15 protein-coding genes are annotated in these 16,983 nt (G+C 63.7%); 3 read left to right on the top strand and 12 right to left on the bottom strand.

All coding sequences use genetic code 11. From position 1 onward, the window contains the following. The first annotated feature begins 72 nt into the window (after nt 1-72). Both AAIH46_RS15095 and AAIH46_RS15090 read left to right on the top strand, forming a co-directional pair. On the top strand, nt 73-522 hold the full coding sequence (locus tag AAIH46_RS15095) for a DUF2383 domain-containing protein (protein WP_430306785.1): 450 nt from the start codon (nt 73-75) through the stop codon (nt 520-522). A 100-nt stretch (nt 523-622) separates the two neighbouring features. Further along, entirely contained in the window at nt 623-1,237 is a 615-nt protein-coding gene (locus AAIH46_RS15090) for an alpha/beta hydrolase (RefSeq protein ID WP_430306784.1), read from the top strand. Nucleotides 1,238-1,252: 15 nt separating this feature from the next. On the opposite strand, the gene AAIH46_RS15085 is transcribed toward AAIH46_RS15090, so the two are convergent. Continuing rightward, complete coding sequence (locus AAIH46_RS15085; protein ID WP_430306783.1) at nt 1,253-1,639, bottom strand: DUF4267 domain-containing protein; 387 nt, start codon at nt 1,637-1,639, stop codon at nt 1,253-1,255. A 12-nt stretch (nt 1,640-1,651) separates the two neighbouring features. Further along, on the bottom strand, nt 1,652-4,360 hold the full coding sequence (gene ligD / locus AAIH46_RS15080; protein ID WP_430306782.1) for a DNA ligase D: 2,709 nt from the start codon (nt 4,358-4,360) through the stop codon (nt 1,652-1,654). Nucleotides 4,361-4,538: 178 nt separating this feature from the next. Between ligD and AAIH46_RS15075 the strand changes: the two genes are divergently transcribed. Beyond that, the gene (locus tag AAIH46_RS15075) at nt 4,539-4,787 is read left to right on the top strand and encodes a hypothetical protein (RefSeq protein WP_430306781.1); all 249 of its coding nucleotides are present in this window, start codon (nt 4,539-4,541) and stop codon (nt 4,785-4,787) included. A gap of 70 nt (nt 4,788-4,857) precedes the next feature. On the opposite strand, the gene AAIH46_RS15070 is transcribed toward AAIH46_RS15075, so the two are convergent. From AAIH46_RS15070 to AAIH46_RS15025, 10 genes are all read right to left on the bottom strand, one after another. After that, entirely contained in the window at nt 4,858-6,309 is a 1,452-nt protein-coding gene (locus tag AAIH46_RS15070) for a M20 family metallopeptidase (protein WP_430306780.1), read from the bottom strand. Nucleotides 6,310-6,441: 132 nt separating this feature from the next. Continuing rightward, complete coding sequence (locus AAIH46_RS15065; protein ID WP_430306779.1) at nt 6,442-7,986, bottom strand: ABC transporter substrate-binding protein; 1,545 nt, start codon at nt 7,984-7,986, stop codon at nt 6,442-6,444. Nucleotides 7,987-8,026: 40 nt separating this feature from the next. After that, on the bottom strand, nt 8,027-8,869 hold the full coding sequence (locus tag AAIH46_RS15060; protein WP_430306778.1) for a serine hydrolase: 843 nt from the start codon (nt 8,867-8,869) through the stop codon (nt 8,027-8,029). Between the two features lie 13 nt (nt 8,870-8,882). After that, nucleotides 8,883-10,517 (bottom strand): ABC transporter ATP-binding protein, encoded by a 1,635-nt coding sequence (locus AAIH46_RS15055; protein WP_430306777.1) that lies wholly within the window; start codon nt 10,515-10,517, stop codon nt 8,883-8,885. After that, on the bottom strand, nt 10,514-11,332 hold the full coding sequence (locus AAIH46_RS15050; protein WP_430306776.1) for an ABC transporter permease: 819 nt from the start codon (nt 11,330-11,332) through the stop codon (nt 10,514-10,516). Before AAIH46_RS15050 ends, AAIH46_RS15055 begins: the two co-directional genes overlap by 4 nt. Further along, entirely contained in the window at nt 11,329-12,273 is a 945-nt protein-coding gene (locus AAIH46_RS15045; protein WP_430306775.1) for an ABC transporter permease, read from the bottom strand. Before AAIH46_RS15045 ends, AAIH46_RS15050 begins: the two co-directional genes overlap by 4 nt. 176 nt (nt 12,274-12,449) lie before the next feature. Then, on the bottom strand, nt 12,450-13,355 hold the full coding sequence (locus AAIH46_RS15040) for a LysR family transcriptional regulator (protein ID WP_430306774.1): 906 nt from the start codon (nt 13,353-13,355) through the stop codon (nt 12,450-12,452). Nucleotides 13,356-13,457: 102 nt separating this feature from the next. Beyond that, nucleotides 13,458-15,191 carry a M14 family metallopeptidase gene (locus AAIH46_RS15035; protein WP_430306773.1) on the bottom strand — a complete coding sequence of 578 codons (1,734 nt, stop codon included), beginning with the start codon at nt 15,189-15,191 and terminating at the stop codon, nt 13,458-13,460. A 6-nt stretch (nt 15,192-15,197) separates the two neighbouring features. After that, on the bottom strand, nt 15,198-16,046 hold the full coding sequence (locus tag AAIH46_RS15030; protein WP_430306772.1) for an ABC transporter permease: 849 nt from the start codon (nt 16,044-16,046) through the stop codon (nt 15,198-15,200). A 6-nt stretch (nt 16,047-16,052) separates the two neighbouring features. Beyond that, nucleotides 16,053-16,976: an ABC transporter permease gene (locus AAIH46_RS15025; RefSeq protein WP_430306771.1), complete on the bottom strand. Its 924-nt coding sequence runs from the start codon at nt 16,974-16,976 to the stop codon at nt 16,053-16,055. Nucleotides 16,977-16,983: the final 7 nt, after the last annotated feature.

Here is a 16,983-nt window from a genome sequence, read left to right as displayed (position 1 = left end):
GCCCGGCGGCCGGGAACATCCGCCGATCATGCAGGTTTCTCTGTCTCCCGAGAACAACAGACGGAGAACCTGATGGTCACCATGGTCGGAAACGAATCCAGCATCGAGAAGCTTGTCACCAACCTGATCTATCTGGAGCGCGACGCCATCGCCGCTTACGAGTCCTGCATCGAGCGACTGGACGACAAACAGCTGAGCAGCCAGATCGCAGCGTTCCGACAGGATCATCTCCAGCACCTCGACGTGCTGAACGAGATGGCCCGCGAGCTCGGAGCCGAAGCGCCGACCGAAGGCGACATGAAGCAGATGCTGACGACCGGCAAGATTGCGCTGGCGGACATGCTGGGCGATGCGGCGATCCTCAAGGCGATGAAGACCAACGAGGATGACACCGTGACCGCCTACGAGCGGGCCTCGCAGCACCAGGATGCGATCCCGAAGTCGAAAGCATTCTTTGAAAAGGCGCTGCACGACGAGCAGCGTCACCGCGCCTGGATGGACAGCACCGCCAAGGCAATGTGACCAGGGAGATAGCCGGGACACTGACACATACCGGTGCGGATCTTTGGCGGGCGCCTGCCGACATGGCGGAGCGCCCGCTGCAGGTAAACGATAACCCCATTTGAAAGCTCCGCCATTGCCATCGCGGCTCCTCGTGATCCTCCTCCATGGTATCGGTGGAACCGGCGCGACGCTGTTGCCGCTTGCCACCGCCTGGCGACAGGAACTCCCGCATGCCCACTTTCTGGCACCCGACGCACCGTTCCCGCATCCGCGCGGCACCGGCCATCAATGGTTCGGCGTTAACGGCCGCGAATTCCAGCCTGATCGGATCAAGATCGTCCGGGACCGTTTCGACGCGCTGATCGCGGAGCTTCTGGACAGGCAAGGCTTCGATGGCGCGGCCGACCGTTTCGCGTTCGTCGGCGTATCGCAGGGCTCGATCATGGCGCTCGACGCAGTCGCCTCGGGCCGTTGGCAACCGGGCGCCGTCGTCTCCTTCGCCGGACTGCTTCCGCCGGTCGCGATCTCCCAGGCAAGCGTCGACACGCCTATCCTTCTCGTGCACGGCAAGGAAGACCGGACGATCCCTTCCGCCGCGTCAGTCGTTGCGGAACGCCAGCTGCAGGCGGCGGGGTTCAGTACTCAGCTGAACATCCTCCCCGGCGTCGGCCATACCATATCGATGGATGGGGCAGCACTCGCGCTGCGGTTCCTGCGCCAGACATCCGTCTAAGCTTCGATGACCATCTCAACGCTCGGCGAGACGTCTGCCCCACAATGCGAGCCCGAGGGTCGCGATGAGACTGACGACATGCGGCAGGAAGACGATGAACGACCCGTGGTTCAGCGCGACCAGCAGGAGATCACCGAACGGAATGACGGCGACGGCAGCAAGCGACACGGCCGTGGCCCGTACCGAGATCGCCGCCCCGACCATCAGCCACAGGCCGATCGCCACATCGCGCAGGGCTATCGCTCGCAGATAGGTCCGCTCGCTCCCTTGTGACGGAGTTGCAGCAAAAAGCGGCGCCGCGAGGTCGGGCCACAGCAGGATGGCGACGCCAAGCGCAAGCAGCACAAGACCCAGCGCCCGAACCAGCCATTTCCATAGTGCAACGTCTGTGTCTGTGCCCACCAGACCTATCCCTCAGGCCGCCCTTGCTGTCTTGGCCAGTCTCTTGATCGCCTGATCCAGCGGACGATAGCCCTCAGCGTAATCCTGCCACGCAATCGACTTGGCGAGCAGCTGCGGCACGGTCCGCACTGTGAACCGCTTCGGATCGAGGTCGGACTTCACCTGGCTCCACGTCAGCGGCATCGACACGGTCGCCCCGTCGCGTGCGCGCGGCGACAGCGGCGCAACGGCGGTCGCCATGCGGTCGTTGCGCAGATAGTCGAGGAAGATCCGGCCGTTGCGCAGGCTTTTGGTCATCTTGATCAAGTAGCGGTCCGGATCGTCCTGAGCCATCTGCTGGCAGACGTCGTGTGCAAACGCTTTCGCCTCGGGCCAGGCCAGCGGCTTGCCCTTGGTGGCCGAAAGCGGCGTCACCACGTGCAGCCCCTTGCCGCCAGTGGTCTTGCAGAAGCTGATGAGCCCGAGATCATCAAGCCGATCGCGCATTTCCCGGGCTGCCTCGACAACCGCGGAAAATGGCACGTCCGGACCGGGATCTAGATCGAACACCAGCCGGCCTGGAACTTCCGGCGCACCCGGCTGGCAGTTCCAGGGGTGGAGCTCGATGCCGCCGATTTGCGCGATCGCCGCCAGGCCCTCTATGCGATCGACCTGCAGATACGGCTTCTTGTCGCCGAACACCGTCACCAGTTCGAGGAGGTTCGATGTGCCCTGCATCGCGTGGCGCTGGAAGAACTGCTCGCCGCCGATGCCATCCGGCGCCCGGATGATCGAACAGGGACGACCTTTGATGTGATCGATCAGCCACGACCCCACCGCTTGGTGATAGCGTGCCAGGTCCTCCTTGGTAACGGGCTCCCCGTCGCCGGCGTCCGGCCACAGCGGCTTGTCGGGGTTGGAGATCATCACGCCCATGACCTCGGCCTTGGCGCCCTTGCGCCGCGCGGGGCGAGCCTCCGGCTTCGGCTTCGGGCTTGGGGCCTCGCCGGTTTCCGGATCGGCAACGTCCGCGCTTGCGGGCGGCGCCGGTCTGTCGGCCTCCACCTCATCGGCCGGCTTGTCTTCCCGCAGCCCCTTGAACGCCGCCTGGCGCACCTGGCCGTCTCCGGTCCAGCCGGCGAATTCGATCTCGGCAACCAGTTCCGGCTTCAGCCAGACCACATCTGCGCTCTTCTTCGGCGCACCGATCCCGGTGAACGGCGACTTGGTCGCCTCCATCGCCTTCAGCTTCGGCAACAGCGTCGCCACCGTCTTTGCGCCGTAGCCGGTGCCGACCCGCCCCACATAGACGAAGTGCTCGCCGCGATGCACGCCGACCAGCAGCGAACGGAACTTTCCGTTTGTCGTGGCATAGGCGCCGATGACGACTTCGTGGCCTGCCCGGCACTTCGATTTAGCCCAGCTTTCCGACCGACCCGACTGGTAGGGAGCGTCAGCCTGCTTCGAGACGATCCCCTCCAGCGACAGCCGGCATGCCGATTTCAGCACGGCATCCCCGCCTGTCTCGAAGTGTTCGACATAGCGCATGCGCGGATCGTCGGTAGCGTCGCCCAACAGACGCTGCAGGCGCTCCTTGCGCTCAACAAGCGGCAGTGCACGAAGATCTTCGGCGCCGTCGTAGAGCAGGTCGAACGCGAAGAACACGAGGTTTTCCGTCGTTCGCTCGGACAGGGCCGCCTGAAGCGCTGCAAAATCCGGAGCTCCGTGGTCGTCGAGCGCGCAGATCTCGCCATCGACGATGCATTCCGGCAGCGTCGCGGCGGCCTTTGCGATCTCCGGATATTTGGCGGTCCAGTCGAGGCCCTTTCGCGTCTTCAGCGTTGCCTCACCGCCGATCACCCGCATCTGGATCCGGTAGCCATCGAACTTGATCTCGTGCAACCAGTTCTCGCTGGCCGGCGGGCGCTCCAGCGTCTTGCACAGCTGCGGAGGGATGAAGTCCGGGATCTCAGCCGTCTTCGTCGGAGCTGCCCTACGCTTGCCTGTCTTTGAGGTTTTGGCTTTTGCTTCTGCCGGCGCTTCGCGCTCGGCTGCCTCTCGCTCTTCGGCCGCAAGGCCATGATTGCTGTCCCACACGGCATCGGCATCCACCGCGCCGTTTTCGATCATAAACGGTTTCGGCTTTCGCCCCTTGCCGGCGGCGATCATCTCCATCGTCCGACCCGAAGCGACCGAGGTCATATTGTCCTCGAGGATCGCCGCACCATTCTCATCGACCGATGTCTCGTCGTGGTGCTTGATCAGCAGCCAGTTGGTCCGCTTTCCGCCGTCGCGATCGTTGCGCATCCGCACCAGCACGAAACCGCCCTGCAGGCGGTCACCCTCGAGGATGAACTTGAAGTCGCCCTTGGCCAACGCCTCCTCCGGGCTCCTTTTGCCCTCCGGCTCCCAGTAGCCGCGGTCCCAGAGCATGACGGTCCCGCCGCCATACTGACCCTTCGGGATCGTGCCTTCGAAGTCGCCGTAATCGAGTGGGTGATCCTCAACCTCGACGGCCAGCCGCTTGTCGTGGGGATCGAGCGACGGTCCCTTGGTCACCGCCCAGGATTTGAAGACGCCATCCAGTTCGAGCCGCAGATCGTAATGGAGCCGGGTGGCATCGTGCTTCTGGATGACGAAGCGGCGACGGTTGGAAGCCTTGACCTTGGCCTCGCCGCTCGGTTCCTGCGTCTTCTCGAAATCCCGCTTCTTGCGATAGGTCGAAAGCTTCTCGCCAGCCATGATGATCCTCGGCTCCTGTCACCGGGTGGAGGCCCTGTCGGCCCCGTTCCAGTGCTAGAAGATCATCGGGGTCATTAAGTTCCTTATCGTCGTGCTCGGACGAGAGGGCATGGCCAAGCCTGCCTTTGGAAGCGGAACCTAACGGTCATCCAAGGGGTTCAAGCAGCGGAGGTGCATCATGACGGAACCGGACAAAGATACCCAGGGCGCGACCGACACTGCGACCGAGTATGACGGCCAAAGTCGCGCCTCTGACCGGTCCGGCTACGCACGATCTGCCTGGGCTCTGGCTGCCGCTGTGGTCTGCCTCGTTTCGATCGTCGGATGGAGCCTTTTTGGCTCGGGCGGCAAGACTGATCCGGCACCGGCAGGGTCTCCCGGCAATGGTGTCGTGCGCGAACCGGGCCCTGCGACCTCGCGCAACTAAGACACCATCTCCCGCAACGGATTTTCCTTCGGCTCCGCGCGAGGTTGGCCCCCGCCGCGGAGCCTCCACATCAATCCGCGTGGCGGAACTGGTCCGGCATCACGTCTGCCGGGATCGGGCAGACATACGGCTTGCCGTCGGTCTTTTCCGCCCACTCCGCCTTCGCGGCAGCCAGCAGATCGGGCGACGTCAGCAGCGAGAGACCGGTTGCCGCGAGTGTCTTCGCTGCATGCGCCATGGCCTTGTGGGCGGCCGGGCTCTTGCCCTGCGCCACCACCTGCCAGGTATGCGGATTGGTGCCGATCGCCCAGGTCGGTGTCCAGCACTGCGCGGTCGGCGTCACCCAGCTGACATCGCCAACATCCGTCGAGCCGGCGCGAAAGTGCGACTGTCCCTCGAAATCCCGCAGTCCGAGATGCAGCGGCGTCGAGCCATCCACCTTGCTGTTGGAGAAGACGTCCTTCTTGATCTGGTAGAGCCGGATGCTGCTCTTGATCGCTTCGTCGGTGAAGGTGTCCTGGATCGACTTGGCGAAGGCGAGATCCGCCTCGTCGAAGGCGATCGGGCCGAGTGCCACCATGTTCTCGTGCATCGCCGTCTCGAGCGTGATGTTCGGCAACAGGTTGGTGGAGGCCGTGTCGAAGACGATCTCGACATCGGTCTCGGTCATCATCGCCGCACCGCGCGCCACCTTCTCCACCCGTGCCGCCAGTTCCAGCGCCTGCGGCATTTCCGGGGCGCGGATCAGGTAAAGCACTTCGGCGTTTGCCTGGACCACATTGGCGGCGCGGCCGCCGGCGTCTGTAATGGCGTAATGCACCCGGCAGTCCTGCGGCATGTGTTCGCGCAGGAAGTTGACGCCGACATTCATCAGTTCGACCGCGTCGAGTGCCGAGCGTCCGAGGTGAGCGGCGTTCGAGGCATGTGCAGCCATGCCCTTGAACCGGTAGAAGTACTCGAGAACCGCGAGATTATTGGTGGAGCGCACGCCGTTGAACGGCGCCGGATGCCATGTCAGTGCCGTGTCGACATCGGCGAACAGGCCGGCGCGCACCATGAACGTCTTGCCGGAGCCGCCTTCCTCGCCGGGGCAGCCATAATAGCGCACAGTGCCGGGCAGCCCGTTTTCCTTGAGATGACGGGCAACGGCGATCGCTGCCATCAGCGAGCCGACGCCCAGGAGATTATGGCCACAGCCATGGCCGGTCGCACCGGGGCTGACCGCTTGCGGCCGGGCGACGTCGGAAGCCTGGCTCATGCCCGCCAGTGCATCGAACTCGCCGAGGAAGGCGATCACCGGCTTGCCGCTACCGGACTCGCCGATAAATGCCGTCTTCATGCCGGCAACGCCGCGCTCTACGGAAAAGCCGTTTTCCTCCAGAGCCGTCGCCAGAAGATCCGAAGACTGCCGCTCCTCGAACTTCAGTTCGGCGAAGTCCCAGATCCGGTCGCTGAGCCTGGTAAAGTCCGGCTTCATCTGGTCGATGGTGGCGGCGACCGCGCTTACGGCATCATGGTTCATAGGTAGTCCTCGCATTCCGTGCGCGCCCAACGACAGGACGCAGAAGATCGCCGGCGGCTGGCCGCCGGTCCGTTCAGATCAGGTGAGAGACAGGTGCTGCGCCGGACAGCCGGCCCGGCGCAGCCTCGGACGCTATTCGTCGACCGAAACTTCCCAGAGCCGCGCATTGGACTGCCATACCGGCATGCCCTTGAGCTTCTTGCTGGCACCCCAGACATCAACCATGTCGTAGAGGAAAATGCCGGGCATTTCCTTCTGCATCAGCTCGTGGAACTCATCGAAGATCTTCTGGCGCTTGGCCTGGTCTGCCTCGACATATGCCGATTTCATCAGCTCGACCGCCTTCGGATCATCCCACATCAGCGAGGCGTTCTTGTCCTTGTCGCCGACGTAGAAGCTGTACATCAGGGCCGGGTCGAGACGCGGCGCGACCGACTGCGAGATCACCTGGTAGTTGCCGGAGCGGCGACGATCGACCTGCGTCGCGTAATCGAGCACTTCGATCTGCACGTTGAGACCGGCCTGCTGCATCATCGCCTGCGCCATCACTGCGGCCGGGAAGCTCGGCACGTTGCCGCGCTTGTTGGCGATGATCGAGATCGGCTCGCCCTTGTAGCCGGCCGCCGCCAGTTCCTTCTTGGCCGCTTCGATGTCGTAGGCCGGACGCTTCTTCTGCGTCTCGCTGAAATAGACAGAGTCCTGCGAGACCATAGAACCGTTGGCTTCGCCCGTCCCATTCGAGGCGGCCGCAACGAGCTGCTCCAGATCCAGCGCCATGGCCATGGCACGCCGCACGCCCGGATTGCCGAGCACCTTGTCGCGGGTCTGGATATAGAACAGGTTCTTGCCGTTGTTGCGCGACACGATGAGCTGCATCTTGTCGCTCGACTTGAACTCGGGGATGAGATCCGGCGAGATTTCCGCCGTGTCGAGGACGCCCGATTCCAGTCCCGCCTTCACCGTCGATGCATCCGGGATGATCATGAACTTGACGCCGTCGGCAAGCGGCCGTTTCGAGCCGACCATGCCGTCCGGCTTGCCGTCATTCGCCGGGGAGACGTAGTCGGCGAACTTCGCGAGGTGGATGTACTCGCCCTTCTTCCATTCGTCCCACTGGAACGGGCCGGTGCCGATCGGCTTGACGAAGGCACCATCGGCGCCGACGGATTCCGGCGAGATAATGCCGGTATAGCCGCATTCCGGACGCGACATCAGGCCGAGGAAGACGGCCGACGGCTTCTCGAGAGTGATCTCGACCGTCGATGCATCGGTCGCCTTGACGCCAGTGACATGCGCGGCGCCGCCGGCAGCGAAGTCGGAAAGGCAGGTCCACTTGGTTTCCGGCTTCAGGTAGCGCGTCCAGTTCCACACGACGTCTTCAGCCGTCAGCGGTTTGCCGTTGTGGAATTTCACGTCAGTGCGCAGCTTGAACGTATAGGTCAGGCCATCCGCCGACGCCTCGAAGCTCTTGGCAAGCAGTGGCTTCACTTCGCCGCTGTTGTTGTAGCCGACGAGGCCTTCGACCATGTGCAGGATCACGCCGTCGGTATTGCCGTCACGGTTGACGCCGGGATTGGCGCTGCGCAGATCGGAGCTCTGGGCGATGGTGATGTCGCGGGCACCCGCGACGTTGGTGAAGGCGAGTAAGGCCGCGCCTGCCAGAAGAAGCTTTTTCATTGTTCTACCCTCTTTGCTGTCGTTTATTGTGTGTGGATTTCTATGCCTGGAAATCTTGCCAGCAGGCCTGCGCCAGTCGGCCCATGGTTTCGAGCGCCACCGTGTAGCCCGGCGTGCCGTCGGGCATCGCCTGCGGCACCTGATCGGTGTAGGCGGTGATGATGAACAGCGGCGCCTTGTTGCGGTAGACGATGCCGGCGTCCATCCGCCCGCGCTTGCCGCGACCGCTCTTGCTGGCGACGAGCGTCTCGAACGGCAGGCGGGAGCGGATCCCGTAGCGCAGGACCTGGTTCTTCAGCGTCTGCATCGCCCAATGGCAAAGGTCTTCCCGGCATCCAAGCTTCTGCTGCGCCTCGACCGAGGTCTGGGCATCGAGGATCGTCTGCAGCAGCAGCACCTGATCGGCGGCCGAGGTGGTCGTCACCGTCGTCAGTGCATGGTCGGCGGGGAGTGCCAACGGCGGAATAAGGAAGCGGTGATGCGTGTTCACCATGCCCAGGTCTTTGCAGTAGCCGTCGACTTCGGCAAGCGTCAGCCGCTCCAGCACCATCTTGGTGCAGACGTTGTCGCTCAGCACCATCATTCCGGAAACGGCATCGCGCAGTGAGATGACGAGGCCCGGCGTCAGGTAGCGCAGCATGCCGCTCGCCACTTCCTCGGCAAGCCGCTTCTCATAGGTGATCGGTTCGTCGAGATCCACGCGTCCTTCGGTTGCCGCCTTCAGGAGCGCCATCATGATCGACGTCTTGCGGGTGCTGCCCGAAGGCGTCTCCTCATGCGCGCCGCGTTCGATCTCTTGGCCGGTCACCAGGTTGCGAACCATGAAGCGGGTCACGAAGGGCTGCGCATCGCAGATCGCGTTCAGCGTGTCGGAAGTCGTCATTGTCGTCGTCCTGTTATGCATCGGCTTCGAGGCGCCACTTGAGCGTGACGCCACCGGTCGCGTTGTGGTCGAGAGCCGGGATCGCCGACAGAAGCCGGCGCGTATAGGCGTGGGCGGGATTGTCGAAGATCGTGTCCCGGTCCCCCTCTTCGATGATCCGCCCGTCCTGCATGACCACGACGCGATCGGCGACCTGTTCGACGACGCCGAGGTCATGGCTGATGAACAGGCAGGAGAAGCCGTAGCGCTTCTGCAGATCGGAGAAGAGGTCGAGCACCTGCGCCCTCACCGTCACGTCCAATGCCGAAACCGGCTCGTCGGCGATCAGGAAGCGCGGGCGGCGGGCAATGGCGCGGGCAATCGCCACGCGCTGACGCTGGCCACCGGACAGTTCGTGCGGATAGCGGCTGGCATAGTCGACACCGAGGCCGACCTCCTCCAGCGTTTCCAGCGCCCGCTTGCGCTTGGCGGCGCCATCGAGATCCGGCACCAGGCGCAGCGCCTCCTCGACAAGCGAGAGGATGGTCATCCGGGGATCGAGCGACGAATAGGGATCCTGGAATACCATCTGGCAGTTCAGGCGGTAGTCCTGCCAATCGGCGTCGCGCGCCCGGCCCTGGAAGAGGATTTCGCCACCTGTCTCCTTCACCAGCCCTGCGATCGTCCGACCGAGCGTCGTCTTGCCGGAGCCGGAGCCGCCGACCAGCGCCACCACTTCGCCTTCGTGGATATCAATGCTGACGCCGTGCAGCGCCCGCTTGGCGTCCGCCTTCTTCAAGAGCGACTTGCGTCCGGGATAATCGACGACGATGTTGCGGGCAGACACCATCGGGGCTTTCGTCGTATCGACGGGGCGCGGTTCGCCACGATAGGGCAGCGAGGAGAGCAGCTTTTTCGTATAGGGATGCTGCGGTGCCTCCAGCAGGTCTTCGGTGCGACCGTGCTCGACGATGACGCCTTTTTCCATGACGACGATGCGGCTGGTGTAGCGGGCCACCATCGGCAAATCGTGACTGATCAGCAGGACTGCGGTGCCTTCGGCCCGCGTCAGCTCGACCATCAGTTCCATGACGTCGCGCTGGATGACGGCATCGAGTGCCGTCGTCGGCTCGTCGGCGATCAGCAGCGCCGGCTTCAGGAGCATGACGGAGGCCAGCATGATGCGCTGGCGCATGCCGCCCGAAAATTCATGCGGATAGGCCGACAGCGCGCCTTCCGGATCGCGGATGCCGACGCGACGCAACATGTCGAGGATTCGCTCGCGGCGCTCGTCGGGCGTGAGCTTGGTGTGGAGGACGAGGCCCTCCTCCAGCTGCCGGCCGATCGTCATCGACGGGTTGAGCGAGGTCATCGGCTCCTGAAAAACGACGCCGACTTCTGCGCCGCGAAGGCGACGCAGTTCGTTGTCGTTCATCTTGAGGACGTTGCGCCCCTTGTAGGCGACTTCTCCTCCGGTCACCCGGATTGCCGGCGGCAGCAGCGAGATGATCGCCCGCGTCGCCAGTGTCTTGCCGGAGCCACTTTCCCCGACGATGCCGAAGATCTCGCCGGCTGCGATGTCAAAGGAGATGTCGTTGACCACCGTGTGGCCGGTCCGGGCAACCTCGAGCGTGAGGCCGCGGACGCTGAGCAATGTGTCCGTCGTCATTTCAAACCTCGCATGCGGGGATCGAGCTTGTCGCGGAGCGCGTCGCCCAAAAGATTGATGCCGAGCAGCGTCAGCGCGATGCAGAGGCCGGGGAACAGGCCAAGCCAGACGGCCTGCTGGATGAACGGCCGGCCGGCGGCCAGCATGTTGCCCCAGGTGGGTGCCGGTGGCGGCACGCCGAGGCCGAGGAAGGACAAGGCGCTTTCCGACAGGATCGCCCAGCCGAACATCGAGGTGGCGAGCACGGTGATCGGTGCCAGGCAGTTCGGCAGCACATGGCGGAACATCGTGTAGAGCTCGCTGTTGCCCATGACCCGCGAGGCTTCGATGAACTCGCGTTCGCGCAGCGACAGCACGGCGCCGCGCACGACACGCGCCATCGATGGCGTGTAGGCGATGCCGAGCGCAAAGATGATGCCGTACTGGTTGGCGCCGAAGACGGCGAGCAGGCCGAGTGCCAGCAGAATGCCGGGGAACGCCAGGAGCGCGTTGTTGACCGCCATGATGACGCCATCCACCCAGCCGCGCGCATAGCCGCTGACCAGTCCGATCAGCGTGCCGCAGATGGTCGCGAAGCTGACCGTCAGGAAGCCGATCCAGACGCTGGCGCGCGCGCCGAGCATCAGGCGGCTCAGCACGTCGCGGCCGAACTCGTCGGTACCGAGCAGATGATCCGCGCCTGGAGCCGCAAGCCTGGCGGTGAACGACAGCTTCATGGGATCGAACGGCGTCCAGAAGAGGCCGATGCCTGCTGTGATGAGGAGGACGGCAATGAGGACACCGCCGATGAGGCCGTTGAGGGTGAGCTTTTTCATTCGGCGACCACCCGCGGATCGAAGAGAGGATAGAGCAGGTCGACGACGAGGTTGACCAGCACATAGGAGAGCGACACGAACAGCAGGCAGCCCTGGATGACCGGATAGTCGCGGGCAAAGATGCTGTCGACCATCAGCCGACCGAGGCCGGGAATGGTGAACACCGTCTCGATGACGGCGATGCCGCCGAGCAGGTTGCCGAGGATCAGGCCGATCATCGTCCAGGTCGGGCCGAAGGCGTTCTTGAACGCGTGCCGCCAGAGAACCGCACTTTCCGACAGACCCTTGGCACGGGCGTGGGTGATATAGTCGAGGCGTAGCACTTCGAGCGTCGAGGCGCGCGCCATGCGGATCAGCACGCCCATCTCATGGATGACAAGCGTCATGACCGGCAGCACCAGGTACAGCAGACCGCCGACGACGTTGGTACCGATCGAGACGTAGCCGAGCACCGGCAACCAGCCGAGTTCGAGGCCGAAAAACAGAAGAAGCAGGAGACCGAGCCAGAAGGTCGGGATCGACAGCAGCACGGTCGCGGTTCCGACCAGCGCCAGGTCAGTCAGGCTGTTCTGCCGCCAGGCCGCGATCACCCCCGCCGGCACCGCAATCAGGCTCGCCAGGATGACGGCGACGACGACGATCTCGGCGCTGATCATGAAGCGCGACACGACCAGCGGCAGGACCGCATCGCCGTTGACGATGGAATGGCCGAAATCGCCCTGCAGCACGCTGCCGGCCCAGATAATGAACTGCTGCGGCATCGACTTGTCGAGGCCAAGCTCGGTGCGCATGGCGGCGATCTGGTCGGGCTGAGCCATGTCGCCGAGCATCAGCGCTGCGGGATCGCCCGGAATGAAGCGGATCAGTGCGAAGACCGTCACGGAGACGAGCACGATCGTTGGAAGCGCCATCAGGAGACGGCTCAGGATGAATCTCAGCATTGTTTCCCCACGATTGGCGTCCGGCTTTCCCTCCGGCCACCATCGGTTTCATTGTCTTTGACTATGACAAGACGATCATAATCGCGCAACACTATGATGAACTTCATAGGTTTATGCAGCTTTGGGAGCAGAACGAACTCGTTCTTGGCGCTGCGCAGCAAAGGTAGAGCGTTGAATTACAAAGCCTTCTGGGACAGTTGGATCTGGCGCTTCAGCGCGTTGCTCAAGGCCTGCGCAGCAATCGACAGCGGCACGCCGGCGGCGCGCGCCAGCCCGAACTCCTGCGTCGCGCTGGGCGCGAACGGCCGCTGGACAACCGGCAGGTGACGGTAGAGGTTGGCATAGAAGCTGCTGATAATCGTCACCCCCAGCCCGTGAGCGACGTAGGAACAGGCCGAGCTGTTGGTATGAGTCTCGATCTTGACCATCTGCTTGACGCCGGCTCGCTTGAAGGTCTGGTCGAGGGACATGCGGTTGGGGCGCTGGCGGCCAATGAGGATCAGCGGCACGTTGCGCAGGTTCTTCGCCGAGATTTCCTCCAGCTCGGCAAGTGGGTGATCCTGTGGCACGACGCAGACGCTGACACCACTTGCCACCTTCTCGACCGCGATGCCGGGGCCGGTTTCACCCTCCATGCGCAGGAAGCCGATGTCGATCACCCGCTCTTCCACAAGCCTGTTGATCGCCGTGGTCGTCTCGAAGAAGGTCTCGATCCTGACGCCGGGGAAGTCCCGAACGTATTCCACCAGCATGCCCGGCGCAAAGTTCTCCCACATGCTGCTCGGCAGACCGATCCGGACGATCTCGGGGCCGGCGGCCCCGTTGCGTAGATCCTCTGCGTGGCCCGACATCCGGTCGACGGCGAGCAGCACGTTTTCCGCATCGCTGGCGAGAAGTGCTGCCTCGGGCGTGGGGATGAGCCGACCCTTTTCGCGGGCAAACAGCGTCAACGCGAGATCGGTCTCCAACTGGGCAAGCAGCCGGCTTACCCCCGACTGGCTGAGCCCCATGGCCTTGGCGGTGGCAATCGTCGAACCGGTCGAGAGAAGCGTGCGCAACACTTCCAGCTGCTTGATATTCATCGTCCCCGCCACTTCGATAACCGCCCGCTCCTGCCAACGCTCCTAGGCTATCGGCAGAAGCGGCTCAAGTGCAATCGGGGCCGCTACAGCAGCAGGAAGAGTTCAGGCGACCGTGTCGCCGACCAGTTCCTGCCAGGCCGCATAGGCAGAGAGAACGGTTTCCATCTGCGCCGTGTGACCGGTGACGAAGTCGTCCCCGTAGATCGTCTCATCGGGATATTCGGTTATCAGGGTCATCGGCACGGTGTGCCGGTCGTCGACGGAGGACAGGCAGGGGAAGCCGTTGATGATGCGGAACCCCGTCTCGCCGGCATGGATCTCGTAGAGCGCGATCTGCCGGTTGTTGTAGTCCAGGAGGGCCGGGATGGCGCTCAGGTGACGTGTCACCTTGTCGAGCAGGCTTTCCGCCTGCTCCGTCCAGCCCTGATGATGCCGGACGATCAGGAAGAAACCCTTTGGCAGGGTCCACATCGCGAAATTGCGCGGCACGTAGCCCGACAGCGGCCGAGTCCATTCGTGCGACGGATAGCCGTGCAGGTTGACGTGCAGTTGCGCGCCACTCAGATCCTGCGCCTTGAAGCGGATTTCCTTCTCGTTCAGATGGCGGCCGGAATTCTCGGCTGTCCGGTATTCGAGATCGTCACCCAGCGCCGTGTAGCGGGCAGCGTGGTGCATGTGGCGTGGATTGTCGGCGCGAAGCCGCTGATGGATCGCGTAGCCGTCCGGGTTCTCGAGCGGCGAGATGGTGAAATGCGCACCTTCGCGCTTCGACAGCGTCCGCGCCGCGCGAAGTGCTCCGACGATTCCCGTCGTCTCGTTCGGATGCTGGCCGCCGCTGATCATGACCGCCGCATCGCTGCCGGCAACATAGCGCGCTGAAAGCTGACGGCCGGAGCGCGAGCGCGCCTGGAATTCCTTACCACCGATGTCAGTCAGGAGTTGCGCCACCTGGCCCGCCGCCAGTGGTTCGCTGGCAGTGTCGATCGCCTGGTCGCGACCATCGAGGAAGCCGGTGGTCAGCGCGCGGGTTTCAATGCGGATCGAGATCTCGCCCTGACTGCTGACGATCTCCGGGACGATCTGCCCAGGCTTCAGGCCCCTGTCACCGAGCGGACGGCCAGACTTCTTCTGGAAGAACTCCAGCAGCGAGAAGTAGAAATCCTCGTGCAGCGCCTCGCGAAGACTGACCACCTCGTCGCCAACCGGCAGCGGCTCATCTGCGGCCGGATAGGCCGCGCGAATGTTGAGTTCCTCGAAATACGGTTCTTCCGCACCCCAGTCATGCGCCGCGACCGCATCGATCGCCGCACCGAACAGCTGTTCGTAATCGGTTTCCAGACGCTGACCGGTCGGTTCACCTGCGTGGCGAATCCAGCCGGTTGGCGAGACATTCGTTTCGCCGACCGCATCGACGTGCACACGGTTCGGCGCCATCACCTGCAGCGTCTCGGTCTGTCCGGCGCGGGTCAGCACCACCTCGTAGAAGAAGCCATCGTCCTCGCGAGCCACGAAGTCGATCGTCGCGTCGCCGACCATGGCTGCCAGCGGATAGGCTTCGAGACGGAAACGGTTGGCCGGCGCGTTTGCATGGACCGGGTAGCGGATCTCGATGCGCTCGACACCGGAAAGATCGATATCCTCGAGGAACACGAAGAGCAGCGGCTTGTAGGCGCTGCGAATTCGCGCCTCGACGCCCTTTTCCTTCAGGCGCCGTTCCGCATCGCGCCGGCTGCGTGTGTCGTCGAAGGTCCAGGCCTCGAACGGCTGCCCGGGAACGGCTTGCGCGACGAGCGCATCGAGGCTGCGCGCGAAGGACTGTTCGAAGATCATGCTCATGTTGGATTACCTTGATGTTCTGCCGGTCGGATCGAGGCTGTCGCGCAGCCAGTCACCGAGCAGGTTCAGGCCGAGGACCGTCAACAGGATGGCAAGTCCCGGAAAGACGCTGACCCACCAGGCCGTCTGCAGGTAGGTCCGGCCGTCGGCCAGCATGCCGCCCCAGCTCGGGATGGTCGGATCGACGCCGAGGCCGAGGAAGGTCAGGCTGCTTTCGAGCAGAATGTTGTTGGCGACGTTCAGCGTCATCAGCACGATCACCGGTCCGATGAGGTTCGGCAGCAGGTGCTGGAGGATGATGCGCCAGTCCTTTACCCCGATCGCCCGCGCCGAGAGGATGAATTCCCGTTCGCGCAGCGTCAGCACCGAGCCGCGTACCAGCCGCGCATACTGCACCCACTGCGAGACGATCAGCAGGATGATGGTGTTGGTCAGGCTGCCGCCCACGATGGCGATGAAGGTGATCGCCAGCAGGATGAACGGCATGGCGAGCTGCAGATCGGCAAACCGCATGACCAGCATGTCCCAGAAGCCGCGGTAGTAGCCGGCGATCAGACCCATCGCGACGCCGAAGACGACGGCGCCGATAACCGAGGTGAAGCCGACCAGCAGCGAGATCTTGCCGCCGGCGACGACGCGCGCCAGCACGTCGCGGCCGAGCGGATCGGTGCCGAACGGGAAAGCCGGGTTGGTGAACGGCTTCACCAAACGCGCCATCAGATTGATCTTGTCGGCGCCGCCCGGAAACAGGACGTCGGAGAGCAGCACTGCAAGGCAGATGACGACGGTCAGTGTTGCGCCGAGGACGAATTCGAGGCTCGCGAAGCGCGACAGGCGAGAGGTCTTGGTGGCCATCGTCGGTTACTCCGTCCGGATGCGCGGGTCGACAAGCCCGTAGGCGATATCGACCAGGAGGTTGATGCCGACGATCATCAGCGACAGCACGGTGATGACGGCTTGGAGCACCGGAAAATCCCGGGCACCGACGGCATCGAAGGCAAGCGTCCCCATGCCCGGCCAGTTGAAGACCCTCTCGACGACAACGATGCCGCCGAGCAGGCCACCGAACTGCAGGCCGAAATAGGTGATCAGCGGGATGGCGCAGTTGCGCAGCGCATGCTTGTAGAGGACCTTGCTCTCGCTGAGGCCCTTGGCGCGCGCCACCATGATGTATTGCGACTGCAAGGTTTCCAGCATCGCAGTGCGCACCAGCCGCACATTGGTGGCGGTCAGAATGACGCCCATGGTGATTGCCGGCATGACATAGCTTGCAATGCCCGACATGCCGCTCGGCGGCAACCAGCCGAGGGTGATGGCGAGCAGCAGCACCAGCATGGTGGCGAGCCAGAAATTCGGAAACGACAGGCCGATGAGCGAAAAGATGCGGATGATCTGATCGGCAGCCTTGCCGCGCGATGTCGCCGCCTTGATGCCGAGCGGGATCGACAGGACAATCGAGACGACCATCGAGATGAAGGCGAGGACCAGGGTTGCGGGAAGCGCGCTCTTGATCAGAAGCGAGACCGGCGTCCCGCCCGAAAAGCTGCGGCCGAAATCGAAGACGACCAGTCCCTTGAGGAAGTTCCAGTACTGGACGATGAACGGCTGGTCGGTGCCGAGCGCTGCCCGGATGCGCGCCAGATCGTCCTCCGTCATCGAGCCGCCGCCCTGGAACATGGTGACCGCAGGGTCGCCCGTCAGGCGGATGGCGAACGACACGATGAGCGTGATGGCGATGACGACGAAGATCGCCTGGAGCAGTCGCTTGATGAGAAAACCGGCCACTTGTCTG

Source organism: Rhizobium sp. 0TCS1.26, from assembly GCF_050455525.1.
In the GTDB taxonomy this organism is placed as follows: Bacteria; Pseudomonadota; Alphaproteobacteria; order Rhizobiales; family Rhizobiaceae; genus Neorhizobium.
Note: the sequence above shows the minus strand (reverse complement) of the source record. Positions and strands in the feature narration are given on the sequence as shown.